This is a genomic window from Dictyobacter arantiisoli (assembly GCF_008326305.1).
Lineage (GTDB): Bacteria > Chloroflexota > Ktedonobacteria > Ktedonobacterales > Ktedonobacteraceae > Dictyobacter > Dictyobacter arantiisoli.
The window spans coordinates 41,832-58,942 of record NZ_BIXY01000002.1; the positions used below are offsets into that span (position 1 = coordinate 41,832).

Here is a 17,111-nt window from a genome sequence, read left to right on the forward strand (position 1 = left end):
GTCAACGATAATAGACCCGCTAAACATTCATGCTAGCGGGTCTATTATCATCCTAGACTTTCCGGCTTTGGATTATAAAAGGAGCAAAAATGGCAAAAAAATCAAAGCCATCTAAGAAGAAGAACTTAAGTGTTAACACATCACAAGCTGACAGATTGCTCGGATTTGTCAGTCAGCAAATATTGCAGGAAGACTATGCCGGTGCAGTGACCAATTGTGAGCGTTTATTAAATTTCCTTCCTCTGTACTCTCCACTGCGTGCTGATGTGCTTGTACAACTTGGAACTGCGCATAGTATGCTGCAAAACTATCCACAAAGTTATGCAGTCTTCAGTGAAGCACTGAAGCTAGAACCAAATGCCGCTGACCTCTGGTATAACCGGGGCATGTCGTGTCGATATACTTTGCGTTTTGGTCAATCCTTCAAGGATTTTACGCGTGCCGTAGAACTGAATTGCAGAGCTGATCTGTCAAAGCAATTTGATGAGGCGTTGAAGTTTAGTCGTGAGATGGCAGAAAAGTCGATCAAGTTACGTGGTCCCAAATTCACTTTAGATCAACTAATTGAACAGGAGCATCTCTTCCAACGTGGTTTGGCACTGATGGAAGAGCGTCAGTGGGATGTGGCGGGGCAAGCATTCCAGAAGTCCATTGCAATGGGAGATTGCTTACCACAACCCTGGGGCAATCTGGGAATATGTTTGCTGATGCAGGAATGCTATGACGAGGCCGAAGCTGCATTGAACCGTGCACTTGTCATCGATCCGCAGTATACCCTCGCTAAAAATAATTTGGCGCTGCTCCCCGAAAGCCGTCGGCTAGGCCCTCCGGAAATGATTGGGATACAAGATCCATTTAAGGGTAGCAAGGTCAAGCAATCAATTACTTTTATTGAGCAGTAGCACCAGTTCAGATTATCAAATAATGACTGGGAATACGTCGCCATTTACAAGCGTACAGTAGAACTGGCTCTCCTTAAAATAAGAGAGAGCCAGTTCTACTGTACGCTTGGCGGTTTAAGCTGTTCATCCATAGTCAACCCAAAAGCTTACGTTCCAAAAGTGAGCGTGCTTCTGACGGTCAACAGGGTCATCAAGGTCATACGTTGATGCTGGTTGATTACCCTGATCAGGTCATTGTTCACACGGTTGAGCACAGTCAGCACTGCCGGACCTCTTTGGCGGATGCTCCCTCCCTGGCGCTCGAACGTCGCCAGGTCATCGATCTGCCTGCAAAACGAGCTCTGGTGATCGAACATCAAAGTCAATCCAAATGGTGCCCTTTTTGATAATAGCCAGGCGGAACGAGACATCCGCATGATCAAGGTTCAGCACGTTTTTATATCTGTATCCCTTAGACAAACTACTCACTTTGACATCCTGCCTACATGTTATCCTCCCCTGTTCTTGTCTGGTTGTCAGGATATGTTGCGTCATCTTCTTCATCGTCATCGTCGTCGTCCCAATCATTGTTCTCCCATCTGGTAGCAGGATAGCGGCGTTGACTTTTGCGTTCCAGTTTGTTGGGACAGATCAGTTCTATCCGTACGCCAAGTAGATGTAATATCTCTTCAATAGGATGTTTTTCGCTTTCTTCTACTGTAATAGGCCCTCCATAGGCGTTGCCGCGCTCCTGACGATGTGCACAAATGTGTTGACGCAGGTGCGTGATAATCTCCTCTGGCAAGAAGGTTGCGGTGGTTCGATAGGGCAGATGAAATTGATAGTGCGCGTCGGCACTGCTGTATTCAAAGGCGATCAGGCTCTGTCCTTCTGGATCGAGCTTGCGCAGGTCTCCCTGGTCAAGGGTGTCCCAGTCGCCAATATAGCGAGTGCGGCTCCAGGGAATGTCGAGTAGATCGGTGGGATGGACGAGTAGTTCTGTCAGGCGAGCATGGTCAATGGGTTGGCGCGTCTGCAGGGCTTGCGCCAGTATGCTTTCCAGTTGCTGGTGGATATAGTGTTCGACTTGCTCGACACTGAGCAGTTCACTATTCGTTTCTGGCTGTAATGCTTGCCCTGTGATGGCCTGGAAGATCTGCCGCGTGCGGTTGCTGATCTCGTCTTCAATGCCATGGCGTTTTAATGAAGATAAGCTATCGAATAAAGTATCGGCGGCGAAATTGGCTGCGGCTTCTAGCATGAGCTGGCGGGTGAAGGCTTCGCTGCCATCCAGATAGCCAGTGGGAATGATCACACCATTGCGATATGCCTGCTCAAGGAGTGTGGCTTTCACACTGTATAATCCCTGCCGGTCGTCGTAGTAGAGTTGGTCGGTCGCTTTCGCCCAATGGTTGAGATGATTGAGCTGATAAAAGGTTTGCTCAATACGTTCGGGCTGACAGAGCCAGCGTAGCCGTCCTGGCAGTATGCTGCCTGGATCATTGGGCTGGGGTTGATATGGTGGTTGATTGGCGTATTCCCAGGCCGTAATCAAAACCATTTCATCATCCTTCGCCTGCTTTCCTTCCCAGCCATAGCTATCCTGTTGCCGGGCATAAAGATAGGCTGCTAGCTTGAGAAGCTCCATCCGGAATCGGGAATTATCTCCGGTTGAGCGCAGGAGCATATGGGGGGTAAATTGACAGGGGATGCGCTCGGTGGTGATGTTGGGACAAAAGCTGAGGCGATTGAGAATGGCATCATGCATCTGATGGCTGATTTTTTTGAGGATCACAAAGGCATATTCGCGGTGATCAGTGATGGGCATAATTTGATAGCCTAACATTTGTACTTTGCCGGTAATGCCCTGACAACTTGGACCTGTTTCAATGCCTGCTATGTGTTGTAGCAGTTCGATGGCTGGATACATGTGTAGATCCTGCTGATGGCTCTGTTGCTTGTCTGTTTGGTCGCTGGCGCTCAGACGTTGATACTCGGGGTGTGTCAATATGCCATCGATATGGAGATCCAGCCAGCGAAAGAACTCACGGGCCTGGCGTAGATAGCTGCCATCGTTGGCCAGTAGTGCCTTCTCTCCTACAACTGAGAGTAGATTGAGACTGAAGAGCTTGTTGCGTTGTATCCAGGGCTCTTGTTGCGCGAGAATACGCTGGCGATAGTCAGGATTGAGCGCGAATTCCTGGCAAAAGTTACAAATAGTTTGATAGTTCATTTCTTCAAAGAAGAACTCTCGCAGAAAATGGCTCTCGCCATAGCAAGGAGATTCCTGTTCGAGGACGGTCATGTCAAAGCAGTCGCGCTCCAGAGGGAGGATCTCCTGGTGGGTAAAGTTTTTTTCCAGATGTTTTAAGGTTGTTTGAATCTGTGCCTGTAATTGTCTGATTGTTTGTTTTACCTCGCCAGGCAGTTTTTTATTTTGATAGGGTTGTTTTAGGGTTGTGATATCTGTGAGCAATTGCTGCTGTTGTTGTTGTTTTAACTCTTGTAAGAGTTGCGATAAACGTGTTTTCTGAGGCTCCTTGAGCGCTTTCAGTAAGATATGGATACTCAATTGTGATAAGGGGAGTATGGCAACGGAGATCTTTTCGCGATACCAGAGGGTTAACTGCTGATCTCCTACTTCGGCACCAGTATCCAGTTCCGCGCTAAACGCATAATTGCCGTAGACTATTTTATATAATTCGACATGCATTGTATCATTCCACCTTTCCCACTTAAACCATGGATACGTTGTATGTTGATGTTTATGCCACTGCGATGATGATCAGAAGCGATCGTTGCTGTATGGTACGATAGGCGGCTTGTTGTTCACGGATGAGCAGACCGTGTTGTATGCGCCGCGCAAGCTCCTGTGTGTAGATCGCTGGTTCGTTTTTGTCTTCACGGATAATATTGATTGAATAGTGTGCGATATGCAGAGCTTCCTGGCGGCGTCCCTGTTCTGCGAGGAGCAGAATCAGGCGGCAGAGCGCATCTTCATCCTGCGGATAGGTCTGTAGAAATAGATATAGTAGCTCTTCTGCCTGCCGTATGCGCCGGGCTTGCATGTGCAGATCGACGAGATGATAGAGGACACGCCGCTGAGCACCATCAATAATATAGCGTCGCCGTTGCGACCAAGGTGCCTGTATATCGTCTTCTAAAAACATTCCTTTATCGAGGAGATGGGCCGCTTCCAGGTAACGAAGTGGATTTTCTCCTTGTTTCTCTTTATGCAGGGCAGTGTGAGCCAGTTTTAGCAATGCATCGGCATCAACCCATAGCCATGCCTGATCCGGCAGGAGGAAGACGGTCTCTCCATTTATACGTCGGGTTTGAAGCAGGCTGTCCTCTCGCTCTGCGGTCTCTTCGGGTAGGTAAAGGATATGCCGCCGTAGTACCGATGCGGTGGTGTCGAGCGCATGCTCGGCATTGATACCCTGATGTCGCGGCCATAAGGCTTCAATCAAGGCGGATTTGGCGATACGACGGCGTGGACTACATAAGAGTACCTTGAGCATGGTAATGGCTGCCTTGCGACTGTTGGCACCGGCGCTGTTAAGCGCATGATAGCTGGGCCGACCTATGGATGTTGGCAGTGCATGTGTCAGTGTAAATTCGCCCAGTGTCGTTACCCGTAGATATGGGTAGAGCGGTTTCTCCTGCTGTACATAATGATCCAGTGCTTGCATACTGCATTCCTCCTCCATATTCCTCTATTGGATCATACGTTTACGAAAACTTCTCTACGTCTCGTTAAACGATTTGTTTCTGCCTCAAGCATACCATAACTGACCTGTGGTCTCTGTGAGGTTTTCGTGAGGTTTTTTAGCTCACTATACTGGTACTTGTCTATGGTGATCTGTGTATCACTATGCTCATGTTTAGCAATACAACAATTGCCTGCTTTTGCGCTGAAAAAACGTTATCGATCAGGGTAATGGCGGCTCATCCGCCAGGGCAGGTAGTTTTAAGGTGTCACGATAGAGCGTGGATTGTAATTGTTTGGGATGTTCGGGATTGTGCCACCAGAGGCGTTGTCGCACTTCTTGTTGCTCTTGATTCCAGGCAAAGCTGATTTCACCGAGATTGTTGTATCCTACAATCAGATTTCCGGCCTTCCAGCGTCCCAACCACTTTTCATATTGGGATAGCGTGTTGGCGAGTCCCGTTTTGGGACGCTCTAGCCTTTGCTCAATCTTCGCTGCCTGCTCGATAGTAGTGCCAAGCAGTTGTTGCCCTGAGCGGTTCCAGGCATGTTGTGTCTGGTCGGGAGTATAGCGTTGGCTGCGCTCCTGAAGCTTGCTACGCGTGCGCCTGGTTCGTGTCTGAACCCTGGTGAGGCCTCTCAGGATGCCGCGCAAGGGGCGTAGCGTGAAGCGCATCAGGCTTATATGTGGTCGGTGCTCCTGATCGGCTGTTGTCTGGAGCGTATTGCGCAGGTAGTGGATGCGATAGCTACGGCTGGGTGGTAGATGATCAAAGGCTCCTTTGAGCCATCCATTGGCTGGCATGATGATTTCACTGCGTGCACGCCGGGCTGCGATCAAGCGTGGAATAGCCCACCAGAAGCGATAGAGTTGCTTGCGAATCAGTGTCAAAAAATACGTGAGGGTATAGTGGTCGTTGCCTGTAATATCCCAGGCAAAGAAGTCGAGTATTGGTTCCTCGCCACCCTGTAGCAAGGCGCGCAGGCGGGGATAACCCACTGCCAGGACCGAGATTTGTGCTCCTGATCCTTCGTTGCAATAAGGGCTGGCGGTAAAGTTCACAAATCTGGCTGTCTGCTGCTTTTTCTGATCCCAGTATTCAAGGCTGGAAGCAAAGGCATAATGAACATCGCCGGTCAGAAATACGACATGTTTTAATGTGCTGGTTATCTGTAAGAAGTGCTGAAAGGTTCCCCATTCTAAAGACCAGGCTTCGCGATCAAATTTATAATTATCTTTGACGCGCCAGCGACTCCAAAATTGAACTGTTTCGATGAAATCAATGCCAATGACCGGGGCGGCTGAAATGATAATCGTGGCTTCGGCCTCTGGTTTCTTGATCTGCTCAATTTGTTGCTGCATAGCACTCCTGGTGAGTAAGCCTGGAAAGCTGCCAGGAGACTCATAGTAGCGTTGCGTGCGTGTGTCCAGGACGATGACCTGATAATTGGGACCTGCATAGTGATAATGCCAGTCGAGTGCGCGCTTGGAGCGTTGCAAGGCCCCTTTGCCTTTAAAGGCTTCTGGCATACCAATTGCCTTCCAAATGATATCAGCCTGGGAGGAGCCTTCGTTTCCACGCCAGTCATTAATCGCCTCCAATAGCGCAGCCCCATGGGATTCAGCGAACTGTGCGGGCGTGTTGCCCCAGGCCTGACATAAGGCATAGGCGAGCAATGCATTGCGGATAATGCGGCGTCCCAGCGGCTTTTGCAGGACATGATGGCACCAATCCCCATCCAGAAACCAGTCATCGGTGACATCGTGATCGTCGCAAATCATATAGGTTGCGATATTTGCCAGGGCGCGTCGTACCTGCGGGAGCGCTTCACGGAAGCTTGCCAGCTTTTGTAGCTCATCGCGATACTGATCCTGTGCTTTCAACTGTGAGCCATGATCGGCATGTACCCCTGGATAGAGCCAGGCCCAGAACTCGTCTATGGATAACATTTCTGCGGGCCAGAGGACGTCGGACCAACTAAAAAGATACATTGCTAGATATTCACCCCACGCCATTAGATGGTTCTGGGGCTTTGAGGTAGTGAAATGAGCTTGATTTTCGATACTGTGTTTGCGGGTTCCAGGTAAAAGTTTATCGGCTGCTAGCTGGATTTGTGGTAGTATTTCCCGTTGATTACCTGCCAGTAATACATTCCCTGCATCGGTCAGTGTATGCAGGAGCGGAGTCGCCACATCATCGGCATAGATCTGATCGCCGGTCATATAGAGCTGTTGTGGGCGTTCCTGCCCACCCTGTGCAACCGCCTGTGCAATGATGATATCCAGTCCCGACAACATCTCTTTGCCTGCGCCATGCGCTTTGCGACAGGAACCATGCACAATTCTAAACTGCTGGATATCCTGCGCTGGCAATAAAAAGCTCGGCAAAGGATGTCCGGGATAGACAATCTGTTGCAGCGGGTCTTTCTGTTTGTTCAATATTCCCGGTGTTCCCAGGTGATCAATTGTTTCGGCCTGTAGAGCTTGCGCATCGGGAATTTGATCCGCTGGGCTAAAGAAGAGATTATAATAGTAGAGCATCTGCCAGTCCAGTGGCTCCTGCTGTTTTGCTACTTTAGCCGTAATCGCTATCATATGCAGATTATCACCGATACGCAGCGTGGTCTGGGTAGCCTGTAGGCGTAGCTGTAAATCATCCTGTGAGGCGCGTTCATAGATACGCAGTGTCACGTTGCGAGCGGATTTCAGGGCCAACCAGACAGTCACACTCTCCGGGTCTACCCGCCGCACGATTGGTCCCGCCAGAATCAACGGCAACTGTGTAATACGTTCAGACAACGATATCCAGGACATTCTAACTACCCTCGCGTTTCGCTCTTCTGCACATGCATTTATCAGATCAATTCTCTCTTTTCTATATACGACTCATCCATAGCATATGTAGCAAAACCCCGACCTTTATCTCTCGCTATCCCGAAAAATCACGAGGACACTTTGATAGGACCGGGTAAGGATGGTAGGATGGAATATCGACCCTGGGAAAAAATGATGATAGGATAAAGGATAGGATGATAAGCTATATTTTATGTTAGAGGTGTTTATGGCACAGACTCAATCCGCTAAAGAGGCGGCGTTGGCGACCGAGTGTGAATATGTTTCGGGTTCGTTTCGCTGGTTCACCTATGCTCCCGATGTGACGGGGTTGCGCCTGATTTGTTTGGAGGATCTGGAGACGGGTACGGTGGTAACGACGACTGTTGCAAATCCAGAGCAGCGGACCGCTGCCCATAAGGCGTGGGCCGGGGCACGGCAATCGCGTGCAGCTGGCATGCCATGGGATATCCTGAGCGAGATGGGTCAAAAGGGTGTCGATCCGGATCAGAAGATTGAGGAGACATTTCGCGGTTATGGTCATGCGTCGGTTGGCGATATGGCTCGTCTGGCTGTGGATATGGGTAAGGTTCCGATGCATTTGTGTCTGGCCCTGTTTAATGAGGGCACGCTGAATTCTGGTCAAGAGAAATCCACGCGCTATCAGCCACGTTTTGGCAAGGCGGTGTTGCATCAATTGCACAATTATCTCCCCTCAACCATTCCAGCAGCCGAACTGGAGGCTCTGGAGACCGAGTATCAAGCATTCGGGGCGTTATCGCTATCCCTCTTCGCCAGACAGCGTGCTAGTTTGCAGCAGGCGTTTGCGGAGTATTATCAGGCCGATCTGACTGATCCTGCGCAGAAGAGTGCCCTGACTTCACGCGTATTGGATTGCGTGCGTTATTTTCTGCTCTTTGGACAGTGGAGCGGGATGTCGTTTGAGACATCGGCACGCGATTGGTCACGTATTATTGGCGAGCTGAAAGCCTCTCCGCTGGCTTATTATCATCGCGTGGCGGCTCAGATCGAAAAGTTATTATCTCCCACTCCCGAGGAAGAGAAGATCCTGAGTTATAAGGCGGAAGCGCCCGGCTTAGTCCGCCATACACGCCCACAGACGATCGTGAACATGAATCTCCAGGCGTTGCATCAGTATCTCAGTGAAAAGACGGATCTTCTACAGGCCGTCACGATTCGTCGTGGCGCTCCTGCTTGCGTGGCGCAGCGTGTGCGCTTATTGGATGCTCACTATACACCGGGTGATCGCTTGCTGGCAGAATATATCCTCTTGCTCTGGCCCGGCATGGAGCGCGTTCCTCTGTTAGATTGGGTGCATCGTCAGGAGGATGATACCAAGCGTGTGCTCAGTGCTCTGATCTTCGCGGATCATTCTAACTATAGTGAACTTCCAGCTTTCGCCCGCACGACATCCATGACGCTTTCGATTGAGAGTTTCCTGGGCGAGCTACGCGACTTCAATCGACATCGTGCCTGGGGTCGCTTTATTCCATTCCCACTGGTATTTGGTGAGCGCATCAGTCAGGATACTATGGAGCAACTGTTAGCGCGTGGTTTCGGCCTGCCGCTCTATCTCTCTGAAATTCCTGCCTTCGCATCCTACAAAGCCGCCTTCGAGCAGGATCTCACGGAATATTATCAGAAATTGCAGGCTTTCTTTGCCAGTGTGGTGGCACGCTATGGCGATACAATTGATTATGTTTTTCTCTTAAATCTCTTGCCACTGGCCCATCAGGTTGATCTCTGGATGCATGGAGACCCCAAGCAAGCGCTCTACCTCACAAAGCAGCGTGTCCGCCCTGGTGGACATATCAATTATCGAGCGCTAGCCTATCAAGCCAACCAGCTTCTGGCCGCATCTGATCCTTATCTCGCAGCGATCCAGCTAACTGAACAGCCAGATCCAGCCAGTCGCGCCGAATTCTTCGATCGCAGCTAATACTCATCTTGAGAAATATGCAGGATTGCAAAGGGAGACCAGCCCCATAGGTGCGAACAGAAGCAGGATTGTTAAGGGTGCAACCCTTAACCTGGGGTTCGGGGCTGCGCCCCGATCTCTTACCTCTCTTCCGCCGCCGCACGCGGCGGCGAAGAAAAGAAAAAAAGGTATTTGGAGTAACTTAAGCGCCAGAGCAACGAAACTCCTCCTTTCTCATAAGGAGGAGTTTCGTTGCTACTTTTCTGTTTTGTTTTAAGAGATGGACACGAGAGAACACTAATTAATAGCGACGATCACGGTAGCCACCACCGCCGCCACGGGAATCACGTGAATCACGTCGTTGGAAGCCACCACTACCACCACCACGATTATCGCGTTTTTCTTGTGCCTCGTTTACAACAATGCTACGACCTTCCAGACTGGAATTATTGAGCTGGTTCATGGCGCTTTGAGCTTCCTGATCGTTACTCATTTCCACAAAGCCAAACCCTTTACTGCGTCCCGTATCACGATCAATGATGACCGTGGCCGAAACTACCTGACCATACTGGCTAAAGAGGTCCCCAAGTTCCTGGTCGGTTGTTCGATAGGGGAGCTTCCCTACGTAGAGTTTCACTAGGTCTTCTCCAATCGACGCCAATTAGCCTATCTCGGCCCGTGAACTAGCATTTTCACAATAATGAGACCGTGATATGTGTCGTCGCTCTCTATTATATCAATATTATATCAATCTATACCATCATGTAGATAGCTGTACAATGTTGTCGACACATTACAGGCAGAGTTTACTACCATATTTTGTCTATCCTATTCTATTCAGCTGCGCTTTGTAGCTGTTGTGTTCGTATTACTAAATTCCCTGCTTCTACATCGATGGTGACTGTTGCGTTTTCGTGTACCGTACCATCCAGGATGGCGCGTGCAATGCGATTTTCTACCTCACGTTGAATGACGCGTTTGAGTGGTCGGGCCCCGAATTGTGGATCATAGCCCTCCTCGGCCAGATGCTCCCTGGCGGTGTCGCTGACATTGAGCGTGATATGCCGTTCCGCGAGCCGTGGCCGGATACGATTGAGCTGGATATCCACTATATGCTTGACATTCTCCTTTTCAACTGGATGGAAGATGATGATCTCGTCGATACGGTTGATGAATTCGGGCCGTAGACCTTCATCGCGCAGCCGTTCACGGATATCGCGCTGGATACTATCGTCATCCCGTCCTTGATATTCATTCAACCAGCGGTCGCCGATATTGCTGGTCATGATAATGACGGTATTCCTGAAGTCGACGGTGCGTCCCTGACCATCGGTGAGACGGCCATCATCGAGTACCTGGAGCAGAATGTTAAAGACTTCCGGGGCTGCTTTTTCGATTTCATCCAGCAGGATTACGCTATAGGGATGGCGACGTACAGCCTCCGTCAATTGTCCGCCCTCATCATATCCAACATAGCCGGGAGGTGCTCCGATCAAGCGCGAAACGCTAAATTTCTCCATATACTCCGACATGTCGATGCGCACGATGGCATGTTCACTATCGAAGAGAAATTCTGCCAGGGCACGTGCCAGTTCAGTCTTACCGACGCCAGTGGGACCCAGGAAGAGGAAGCTTGCCAGTGGGCGATTGGGATCTTGCAGGCCGGCGCGGGCGCGGCGTATTGCATCGGAAACCGTCTCCAATGCATAATCCTGGCCTACCACACGCTCTCGCAGGCGGTCCTCCATATGGAGCAGCTTCTGAATCTCAGCTTCCATCAGACGTGAGACAGGCACGTTGGTCCACTTTGAGACAACTTCCGCCACATCCTCGGCGTCCACCTCTTCTTTAAGCATACGTGCACCCTGAATATTAGAGAGTTTGGCCTCTTGATCTTTAATCTTCTGTTCCAGTTCTTGAAGCTTTCCATAGCGTAGCCGGGCCATCTCTTCATAGTTGTACTCGCGTTCAGCTTGTTCATACTTGACCTGAGCCTCATCGAGCTGGCGTTTCAGATCGCGCATCTCCTCAACCGGCTCCCGCTCGCTATCCAATGTCAGGCGCATTGCGCGTAGCTGTTCGCTGAGATTCGCGATCTCGCGCTCAACCCGCGCTCTTCGCTCTTTACTCGCGGTATCCGTTTCCTTCTTCAGAGCCTCCTGTTCAACCTGTAACTGGCGTATGCGACGATCCAGGGCATCCAGCTCACCTGGCGTACTATCCAGTTCCACGCGTCGCTTACTGGCTGCTTCATCAATCAGGTCAATCGCTTTATCTGGCAAGAAGCGGTCAGTAATATAGCGGTTAGAAAGCACAGCGGCGGCCACTAGGGCGCTATCCTGGATGCGTACTCCATGATGGACCTCATAACGGGGTTTCAAACCGCGTAGGATACTGATTGTATCCTCTACCGTGGGCTGATCCACAGTCACAGGCTGGAAGCGCCGTTCGAGCGCGGCATCTTTCTCAATATATTTGCGATACTCATTCAGGGTGGTCGCGCCTATACAATGCAATTCACCGCGTGCCAGCATCGGTTTCAGCATATTGGATGCATCCATCGAGCCCTCAGCCGCGCCCGCACCGACCAGCGTATGTAGCTCATCGATAAACAGGACGATCCTGCCCTCGGCGCTGGTAACCTCTTTCAGAACCGCCTTCAAACGCTCCTCAAATTCTCCTCGAAATTTGGCACCGGCCACCAGGGCACCCAGATCCAATGTCACTACCTGCTTATTCGCTAGCGTTTTAGGCACATCCCCACGTACAATCCGCTGGGCCAGCCCCTCCACAATCGCAGTCTTACCCACGCCCGGCTCACCAATCAGCACTGGATTATTCTTTGTACGCCGACTCAGCACCTGGATGACCCGTCGAATCTCCTCATCACGTCCGATCACCGGGTCCAGCTTACCCTGCCGGGCCAGTTCTGTCAGATTGCGTCCATACTTCTCCAGTGCCTGATATTTTTCTTCCGGATTCTGATCCGTCACGCGTTGTGAGCCGCGAATAGATGTCAATGCCTGTAATACCTGATCGCGTGTCAGGCCAGCTGCCTGTAACGCGTGTGCCGCTGGCCCATCGGATTTGAACAGGGCCAGCAATAAATGTTCCACACTCAGATATTCATCCTTAAACGCATTCATCTCCTGCCAGCCATCGTCCAGCACCTTGCGGAGCGCGGGAGAAATGCCAGGTTCGCTACCGCCATAGACACGTGGCAAGCGCGCAATATCCTTCTCGATATCCCGCTTCGCCACCTCCAGATTGCCGCCCGCCCTTTGTATAACCTGTTGAACCACACCTCCATCTTGAGCGAGCAGAGCATCCAATAAATGCTCAGGCTCAATCTGATTATTATTATAGTTCTTTGCATCTTCCAATGCTTCTTGAATTGCCTCACGAGCTTTATCAGTAAAGCGTTCTATCTTCATAGCATACCTCTACAAATGCTCAGACTCTACTGTAACGTTGATTATTATTTACTATACAACATAGAATGTACTTCTTGCCAGAACTTTTAGTGCCCTGTTATCAAATCATGTATTGACAATAATATTAAACTCACTCGGCCCTTCACAGGCAATACCGCTGAAGTAAATAAGAAGGGTATAAGTAGCGTTTGTGGATAGGGTTATTGATTTGTATTTGTCGATAATTTTCGATGCGAGTATACTATAGATGGTAAAACATAGAAAAGGAGATTTTACATGCGTAAGTCTGTTTGGATGTTTGTTACTGTAGCCATGTGTGTGGCTACTTTCGTTGGCTTTTTCGCGTTGCCAGAGGGGGCTGCACATGCTGCCAATCCGGGTCGCCCGGCACATGCTGCCACAGCTGGTAGTGCTGAGATTGTGTCTTCCCTTCCTGCGAGTGTAAAGAGTACATCCACTAAGACGGTTGTCTCGGTGGCATGTCCTCAGGGTTTTGTTGCTCTGACAGGCCAGGCTCAGGTTTCAGATGATGTGATTCTGATCGGTCAGGCTCCTGTTCTGGATGCCAGTGGCAAGCCTGTTGGTTGGCAGGCCGCTGGTACGCTGGCGGTTGCTGTCAAGTCTGGAATTTATCCTACTCTGTCAGCATCCACCATTTGCGCGTCCGCCTGAGTGCAATCTACAAATTACAAATGTAAGCAGTGTTGACTCGTCTGCACTCTGTTCGAGAGTGTGGAAGATAGGATATGTGCACAATCCTATCTTCCACACGCTACATTAAACCTTCCGGAACGCCAGAGGCGCGAAAATTCATGCCTGGTGATCATGGAGTTGATGGGTATCAGGCACATTTTTAAGAGGATAAATTGTTGGCTGGATCATCTGATCCGGCCATTTGTCTGTCTTGATGGGCTTGCCAGGCTTGCCGCACGGGTGGTTGTACCTCACGCGAATAATATGCTAACCCGCTTCAATCCTTATATACCTACCTCTAACAACCGTGATATAATGGGGCCAAATCGGCACATTTTTCTTTTGGCGGAGAGAGGATAAGAGCACCGTTATGGCAATGTTTGAGAATTTATCGAAACGTCTAGAAGGTATATTTAATAACCTCGGTGGGCAGGGGAGATTGACCGAGGAGGATGTAAACGCTGCGTTACGCGAGGTCAGACTGGCGCTCATTGAGGCTGATGTCAATCTGAAGGTGGCACGACAGTTTGTGGATCGTGTCAAAGAGAAGGCTATTGGCGCTGATGTAATGGGCAGCCTCTCCCCGGCCCAGCAAGTGCTTTCGATCGTCAATGAAGAACTGGTTGAGGTGCTGGGTGGCGTTGAGGGCGATAATAAGCTGAATCTGGGTGGCACCCCTCCCCAGATTATTATGCTGGTTGGTTTACAGGGCTCTGGTAAGACGACGACGGCCGCGAAACTGGCGAACTATCTGCGCAAGCAGGGACAGCGTCCTTTGCTGGTGGCCGCTGATATGTATCGTCCCGCCGCTGTCAATCAGTTGAAGTCGCTGGGTCGCCAGTTGACGATCCCTGTGTATTCAGAAGCGGCTGGCGCTGATCCGGTTGAGATCTGCGTGAATTCGTTGGATTATGCCCGCGAACAGGCGAATACGGTAGTGATCCTGGATACCGCCGGTCGCTTGAATATCGATGAGCGCATGATGAATGAGGTTATCAATATTCGGGATCGCTTGCATCCTCGTGAGGTGCTGCTGGTTGCCGATGCGATGACCGGTCAGGAAGCGGTTCATGTGGCCTCTGACTTTAATCAGGCCGTGTCGCTGACAGGTATGATCCTGACGAAAATGGATGGTGATGCGCGTGGTGGTGCCGCTCTGTCAATTCGTACCGTGACGGGTGTCCCGGTGAAGTTTATGGGCGTGGGCGAGAAGACAGACGCATTGGAGCCCTTCTATCCAGATCGTTTGGCCTCGCGTATACTAGGAATGGGAGATGTCCTTTCTCTGATTGAGCGTGCGCAGGAGAGCATCGATCAAGAGGAGGCGCTGAAGGCACAGCAGAAATTACAACAGGGAAAATTTGACCTGGAGGATTTCTTGAATGCGATGCGTCAGTTGAAGCGCATGGGTCCGTTGCGGAACGTGATGGAGATGTTGCCTGGCTTCAATAAGCTGGCGGCTACCCCTGAGATGGAAGAGGCTCTGGAAGGAGATCAGCTGAAGTATGTTGAGGCGATGATCCTTTCGATGACCCTTGAAGAGCGGCGCAGCCCGGATATTATTAATGGTAGTCGGCGCAAACGTATCGCCCGTGGTAGTGGTACAACAGTACAAGAGCTGAACCAGTTGCTTGAACAGTTCAATGAGATGCGCACGATGATCCGTCAGATGAGTTCTGGTAAGGGTCCCTGGGCCCAGATGGCACGTCAGTATGCTGGCGGCGGTGGCATCCCTGGTATGCCTGGCTTGCCGGGGGCCGGTAAGGGCATTGGTGGGAAAAAGACTGGCAAGGCTGTACGCAAAGAGAAACGGAAACAGAAAGCGAAGTCTCGCGGCGGAAAGAGGTAAACTCTATGTGGTGGTTGTCGTATCCTGTGGTTGGTCGTGCGCGTTTGATGAGGTGTGGAATGGTGCTGGTGGTGGTTGGCGTTCTGCTTGCGACGAGTGCCTGCGCAGGCAACCCACAGATACGACAGCATACACAAGGGAACCAGCAGCGATTTGATCAATTGCTGCTCAGCGCCTATCAAATTGGTTTTACGGCTGACACTTTGCAGCCTATCCTACAGCAAGAGCAGAGACTACGCCAGCTGCGGCCTCCCACTAGCCTGCTTAGCAATCAACCGATAGATGATTATTATCTCTCCCTGGGGCAAAAATATCTTCAACTAACCAGTCAGCTTCAACATTTCATGGATAGTAATACCGCTCACATCCGTCTCCAGGTTCAGCAACAACTTCGATCCGCTCATATGCAGCTCCAGCAGCAGCAGAGTACAGGCCTTCCTCTCGACGGCTTCACGACGCGTCTCAATCAGTTGCAGCGCCAACTGTCCCTGGCTCAGGCACTCTCTGATTTTGCATATGTGAGTGCCGGTATACAGGATGTGCACTTGTCTATGCAACTTCTCCCCGCCACTGCGGTTCAGTTGAGCCAACTCAAGCAAATGGTCGATCTCTTCCATGCATCGCGGTTGAATAGCGCTGATCTTACGCAACACTATCAATTGGATCAACAGCGCATGCGGACCAGTTCAAGCAGCGCCAGTATACGTACCCTGGTCTCTCAATTGAATGCCCAGTATCAGCTGGCTACCGTAATTGTGGCCCAGGCTATCCCGGATGTCACCAGCGCCCGCCTGACCGAGTTGAACCGGCATATACAGACCCTCCCCGGTTATCATATCGACGCAACCCCTTATCGCACCAGAATGGCAGCCGATCATCGATTAGTCACGCCTACCATGAGTATCACGGCCTATCGGCACTTTTTGCAGCAGATAGATCGTGATATCTATGACGTTCAGGCCGACGCCCTGCGTACCCTTGGTCAGCGCGCCATTGATCAGTTTCATCAGGATCTCGCTGGTTGGAGTGATAGCCATCTGTACTATGACGATTATGACAACAATAGTTATGCTATCGATATCAGCTATCAGGATAATAATTTCGGCTCGGGACCCCAGGCACTCCTCAATCAAGCCACCTCACTGGCGGATCTGCAGGCCGCAACTGATGATGCCAATACACTCTATTTCAATCATCAACTGATGGAGCAGGATTGCGATGATCCTACATCTTATGATCAGGTACATGCAGCCGATATGCGTGCCTTACAGCATTATCAATTGCTCAGCGGGCAGGTGATTGTAATCTCTCTCTGCAAGCAGACCTTGCGCTTCTATCAGGATGGCAATCTGGTGCGTGCGTTTATTGTGACGACTGGCCGGACTGAACGTCCCTCGCCTCCCGGAGTCTGGTCCGTTATGAATCGCCTCTCGCCCACCGTCTTTAAGTCTGATGATGCTCCTGATTCGCCCTACTGGTATCCCAATACCATTATCCAGAATGCTATTCTTTTCCACGATGGCGGTTATTTTATCCATGATAGCTGGTGGCGAAAAACCTATGGACCAGGAACCGAATTCCCGCATGCCGACGCCAGTGGAGATCAGCACGATTCTGGCAATGGCAGTCATGGTTGCGTCAATCTGCCCCCCGATCAGGCTGCATGGCTCTACAACAATACCAGCTATAACACTACTGTTATCGTCTACTAATCTCGTGCTCTCTTAAGGATATCAGGATCAATGGTACACCTGTGCAAATTCTACTATGCAC

At 50.5% G+C, this 17,111-nt stretch carries 11 protein-coding genes; 6 read left to right on the forward strand and 5 right to left on the reverse strand.

What is annotated here, in order from left to right; translation table 11 throughout:
- Positions 1 to 89 precede the first annotated feature (89 nt).
- Both F1593_RS01300 and F1593_RS01305 read left to right on the forward strand, forming a co-directional pair.
- Complete coding sequence (locus F1593_RS01300) at positions 90 to 902, forward strand: tetratricopeptide repeat protein (RefSeq protein WP_149399545.1); 813 nt, start codon at positions 90 to 92, stop codon at positions 900 to 902.
- Positions 903 to 1,108: 206 nt separating this feature from the next.
- Positions 1,109 to 1,288 (forward strand): hypothetical protein, encoded by a 180-nt coding sequence (locus tag F1593_RS01305; RefSeq protein WP_149399548.1) that lies wholly within the window; start codon positions 1,109 to 1,111, stop codon positions 1,286 to 1,288.
- Between the two features lie 95 nt (positions 1,289 to 1,383).
- On the opposite strand, the gene F1593_RS01310 is transcribed toward F1593_RS01305, so the two are convergent.
- The 3 genes from F1593_RS01310 to F1593_RS01320 all read right to left on the reverse strand — a co-directional run bounded on the left by F1593_RS01310 (position 1,384) and on the right by F1593_RS01320 (position 7,405).
- Complete coding sequence (locus tag F1593_RS01310) at positions 1,384 to 3,594, reverse strand: hypothetical protein (protein ID WP_149399550.1); 2,211 nt, start codon at positions 3,592 to 3,594, stop codon at positions 1,384 to 1,386.
- A 52-nt stretch (positions 3,595 to 3,646) separates the two neighbouring features.
- Positions 3,647 to 4,573, reverse strand: a complete 927-nt coding sequence (locus F1593_RS01315) for an AfsR/SARP family transcriptional regulator (protein WP_172631778.1) — start codon at positions 4,571 to 4,573, stop codon at positions 3,647 to 3,649.
- Positions 4,574 to 4,813: 240 nt separating this feature from the next.
- The gene (locus F1593_RS01320; protein ID WP_149399554.1) at positions 4,814 to 7,405 is read right to left on the reverse strand and encodes a metallophosphoesterase family protein; all 2,592 of its coding nucleotides are present in this window, start codon (positions 7,403 to 7,405) and stop codon (positions 4,814 to 4,816) included.
- 247 nt (positions 7,406 to 7,652) lie between these two features.
- On the opposite strand from F1593_RS01320, the gene F1593_RS01325 reads away from it, so the two are divergent.
- Positions 7,653 to 9,383 carry a hypothetical protein gene (locus tag F1593_RS01325; protein WP_149399556.1) on the forward strand — a complete coding sequence of 577 codons (1,731 nt, stop codon included), beginning with the start codon at positions 7,653 to 7,655 and terminating at the stop codon, positions 9,381 to 9,383.
- A gap of 280 nt (positions 9,384 to 9,663) precedes the next feature.
- Here F1593_RS01325 and rbp read toward each other — a convergent pair whose 3' ends face one another.
- Entirely contained in the window at positions 9,664 to 9,999 is a 336-nt protein-coding gene (rbp, locus tag F1593_RS01330) for an RNA-binding regulator (RefSeq protein WP_149399558.1), read from the reverse strand.
- 196 nt (positions 10,000 to 10,195) lie between these two features.
- On the reverse strand, positions 10,196 to 12,796 hold the full coding sequence (gene clpB, locus F1593_RS01335; protein ID WP_149399560.1) for an ATP-dependent chaperone ClpB: 2,601 nt from the start codon (positions 12,794 to 12,796) through the stop codon (positions 10,196 to 10,198).
- A 276-nt stretch (positions 12,797 to 13,072) separates the two neighbouring features.
- Here clpB and F1593_RS01340 point away from each other — a divergent pair, with 276 nt between their 5' ends.
- The 3 genes from F1593_RS01340 (at position 13,073) to F1593_RS01350 (ending at position 17,050) form a co-directional block, all read left to right on the forward strand.
- Positions 13,073 to 13,468 carry a hypothetical protein gene (locus F1593_RS01340; RefSeq protein WP_149399562.1) on the forward strand — a complete coding sequence of 132 codons (396 nt, stop codon included), beginning with the start codon at positions 13,073 to 13,075 and terminating at the stop codon, positions 13,466 to 13,468.
- A 397-nt stretch (positions 13,469 to 13,865) separates the two neighbouring features.
- Complete coding sequence (ffh, locus tag F1593_RS01345; protein ID WP_149399683.1) at positions 13,866 to 15,338, forward strand: signal recognition particle protein; 1,473 nt, start codon at positions 13,866 to 13,868, stop codon at positions 15,336 to 15,338.
- 5 nt (positions 15,339 to 15,343) lie between these two features.
- Positions 15,344 to 17,050, forward strand: coding sequence for a L,D-transpeptidase (locus F1593_RS01350; protein WP_149399564.1), 1,707 nt, complete (start codon positions 15,344 to 15,346; stop codon positions 17,048 to 17,050).
- Positions 17,051 to 17,111 lie beyond the last annotated feature (61 nt).

What these genes read in the sequence shown, in the direction of transcription:
- F1593_RS01300 (WP_149399545.1), top strand. Translation starts at nt 90, where the DNA reads ATGGCAAAAAAATCAAAGCCATCTAAGAAGAAGAACTTAAGTGTTAAC.
- F1593_RS01305 (WP_149399548.1), top strand. Translation starts at nt 1,109, where the DNA reads ATGCTGGTTGATTACCCTGATCAGGTCATTGTTCACACGGTTGAGCAC.
- F1593_RS01310 (WP_149399550.1), bottom strand. Translation starts at nt 3,594, where the DNA reads ATGCATGTCGAATTATATAAAATAGTCTACGGCAATTATGCGTTTAGC.
- F1593_RS01315 (WP_172631778.1), bottom strand. Translation starts at nt 4,573, where the DNA reads ATGCAAGCACTGGATCATTATGTACAGCAGGAGAAACCGCTCTACCCA.
- F1593_RS01320 (WP_149399554.1), bottom strand. Translation starts at nt 7,405, where the DNA reads ATGTCCTGGATATCGTTGTCTGAACGTATTACACAGTTGCCGTTGATT.
- F1593_RS01325 (WP_149399556.1), top strand. Translation starts at nt 7,653, where the DNA reads ATGGCACAGACTCAATCCGCTAAAGAGGCGGCGTTGGCGACCGAGTGT.
- clpB (WP_149399560.1), bottom strand. Translation starts at nt 12,796, where the DNA reads ATGAAGATAGAACGCTTTACTGATAAAGCTCGTGAGGCAATTCAAGAA.
- F1593_RS01340 (WP_149399562.1), top strand. Translation starts at nt 13,073, where the DNA reads ATGCGTAAGTCTGTTTGGATGTTTGTTACTGTAGCCATGTGTGTGGCT.
- ffh (WP_149399683.1), top strand. Translation starts at nt 13,866, where the DNA reads ATGTTTGAGAATTTATCGAAACGTCTAGAAGGTATATTTAATAACCTC.
- F1593_RS01350 (WP_149399564.1), top strand. Translation starts at nt 15,344, where the DNA reads ATGTGGTGGTTGTCGTATCCTGTGGTTGGTCGTGCGCGTTTGATGAGG.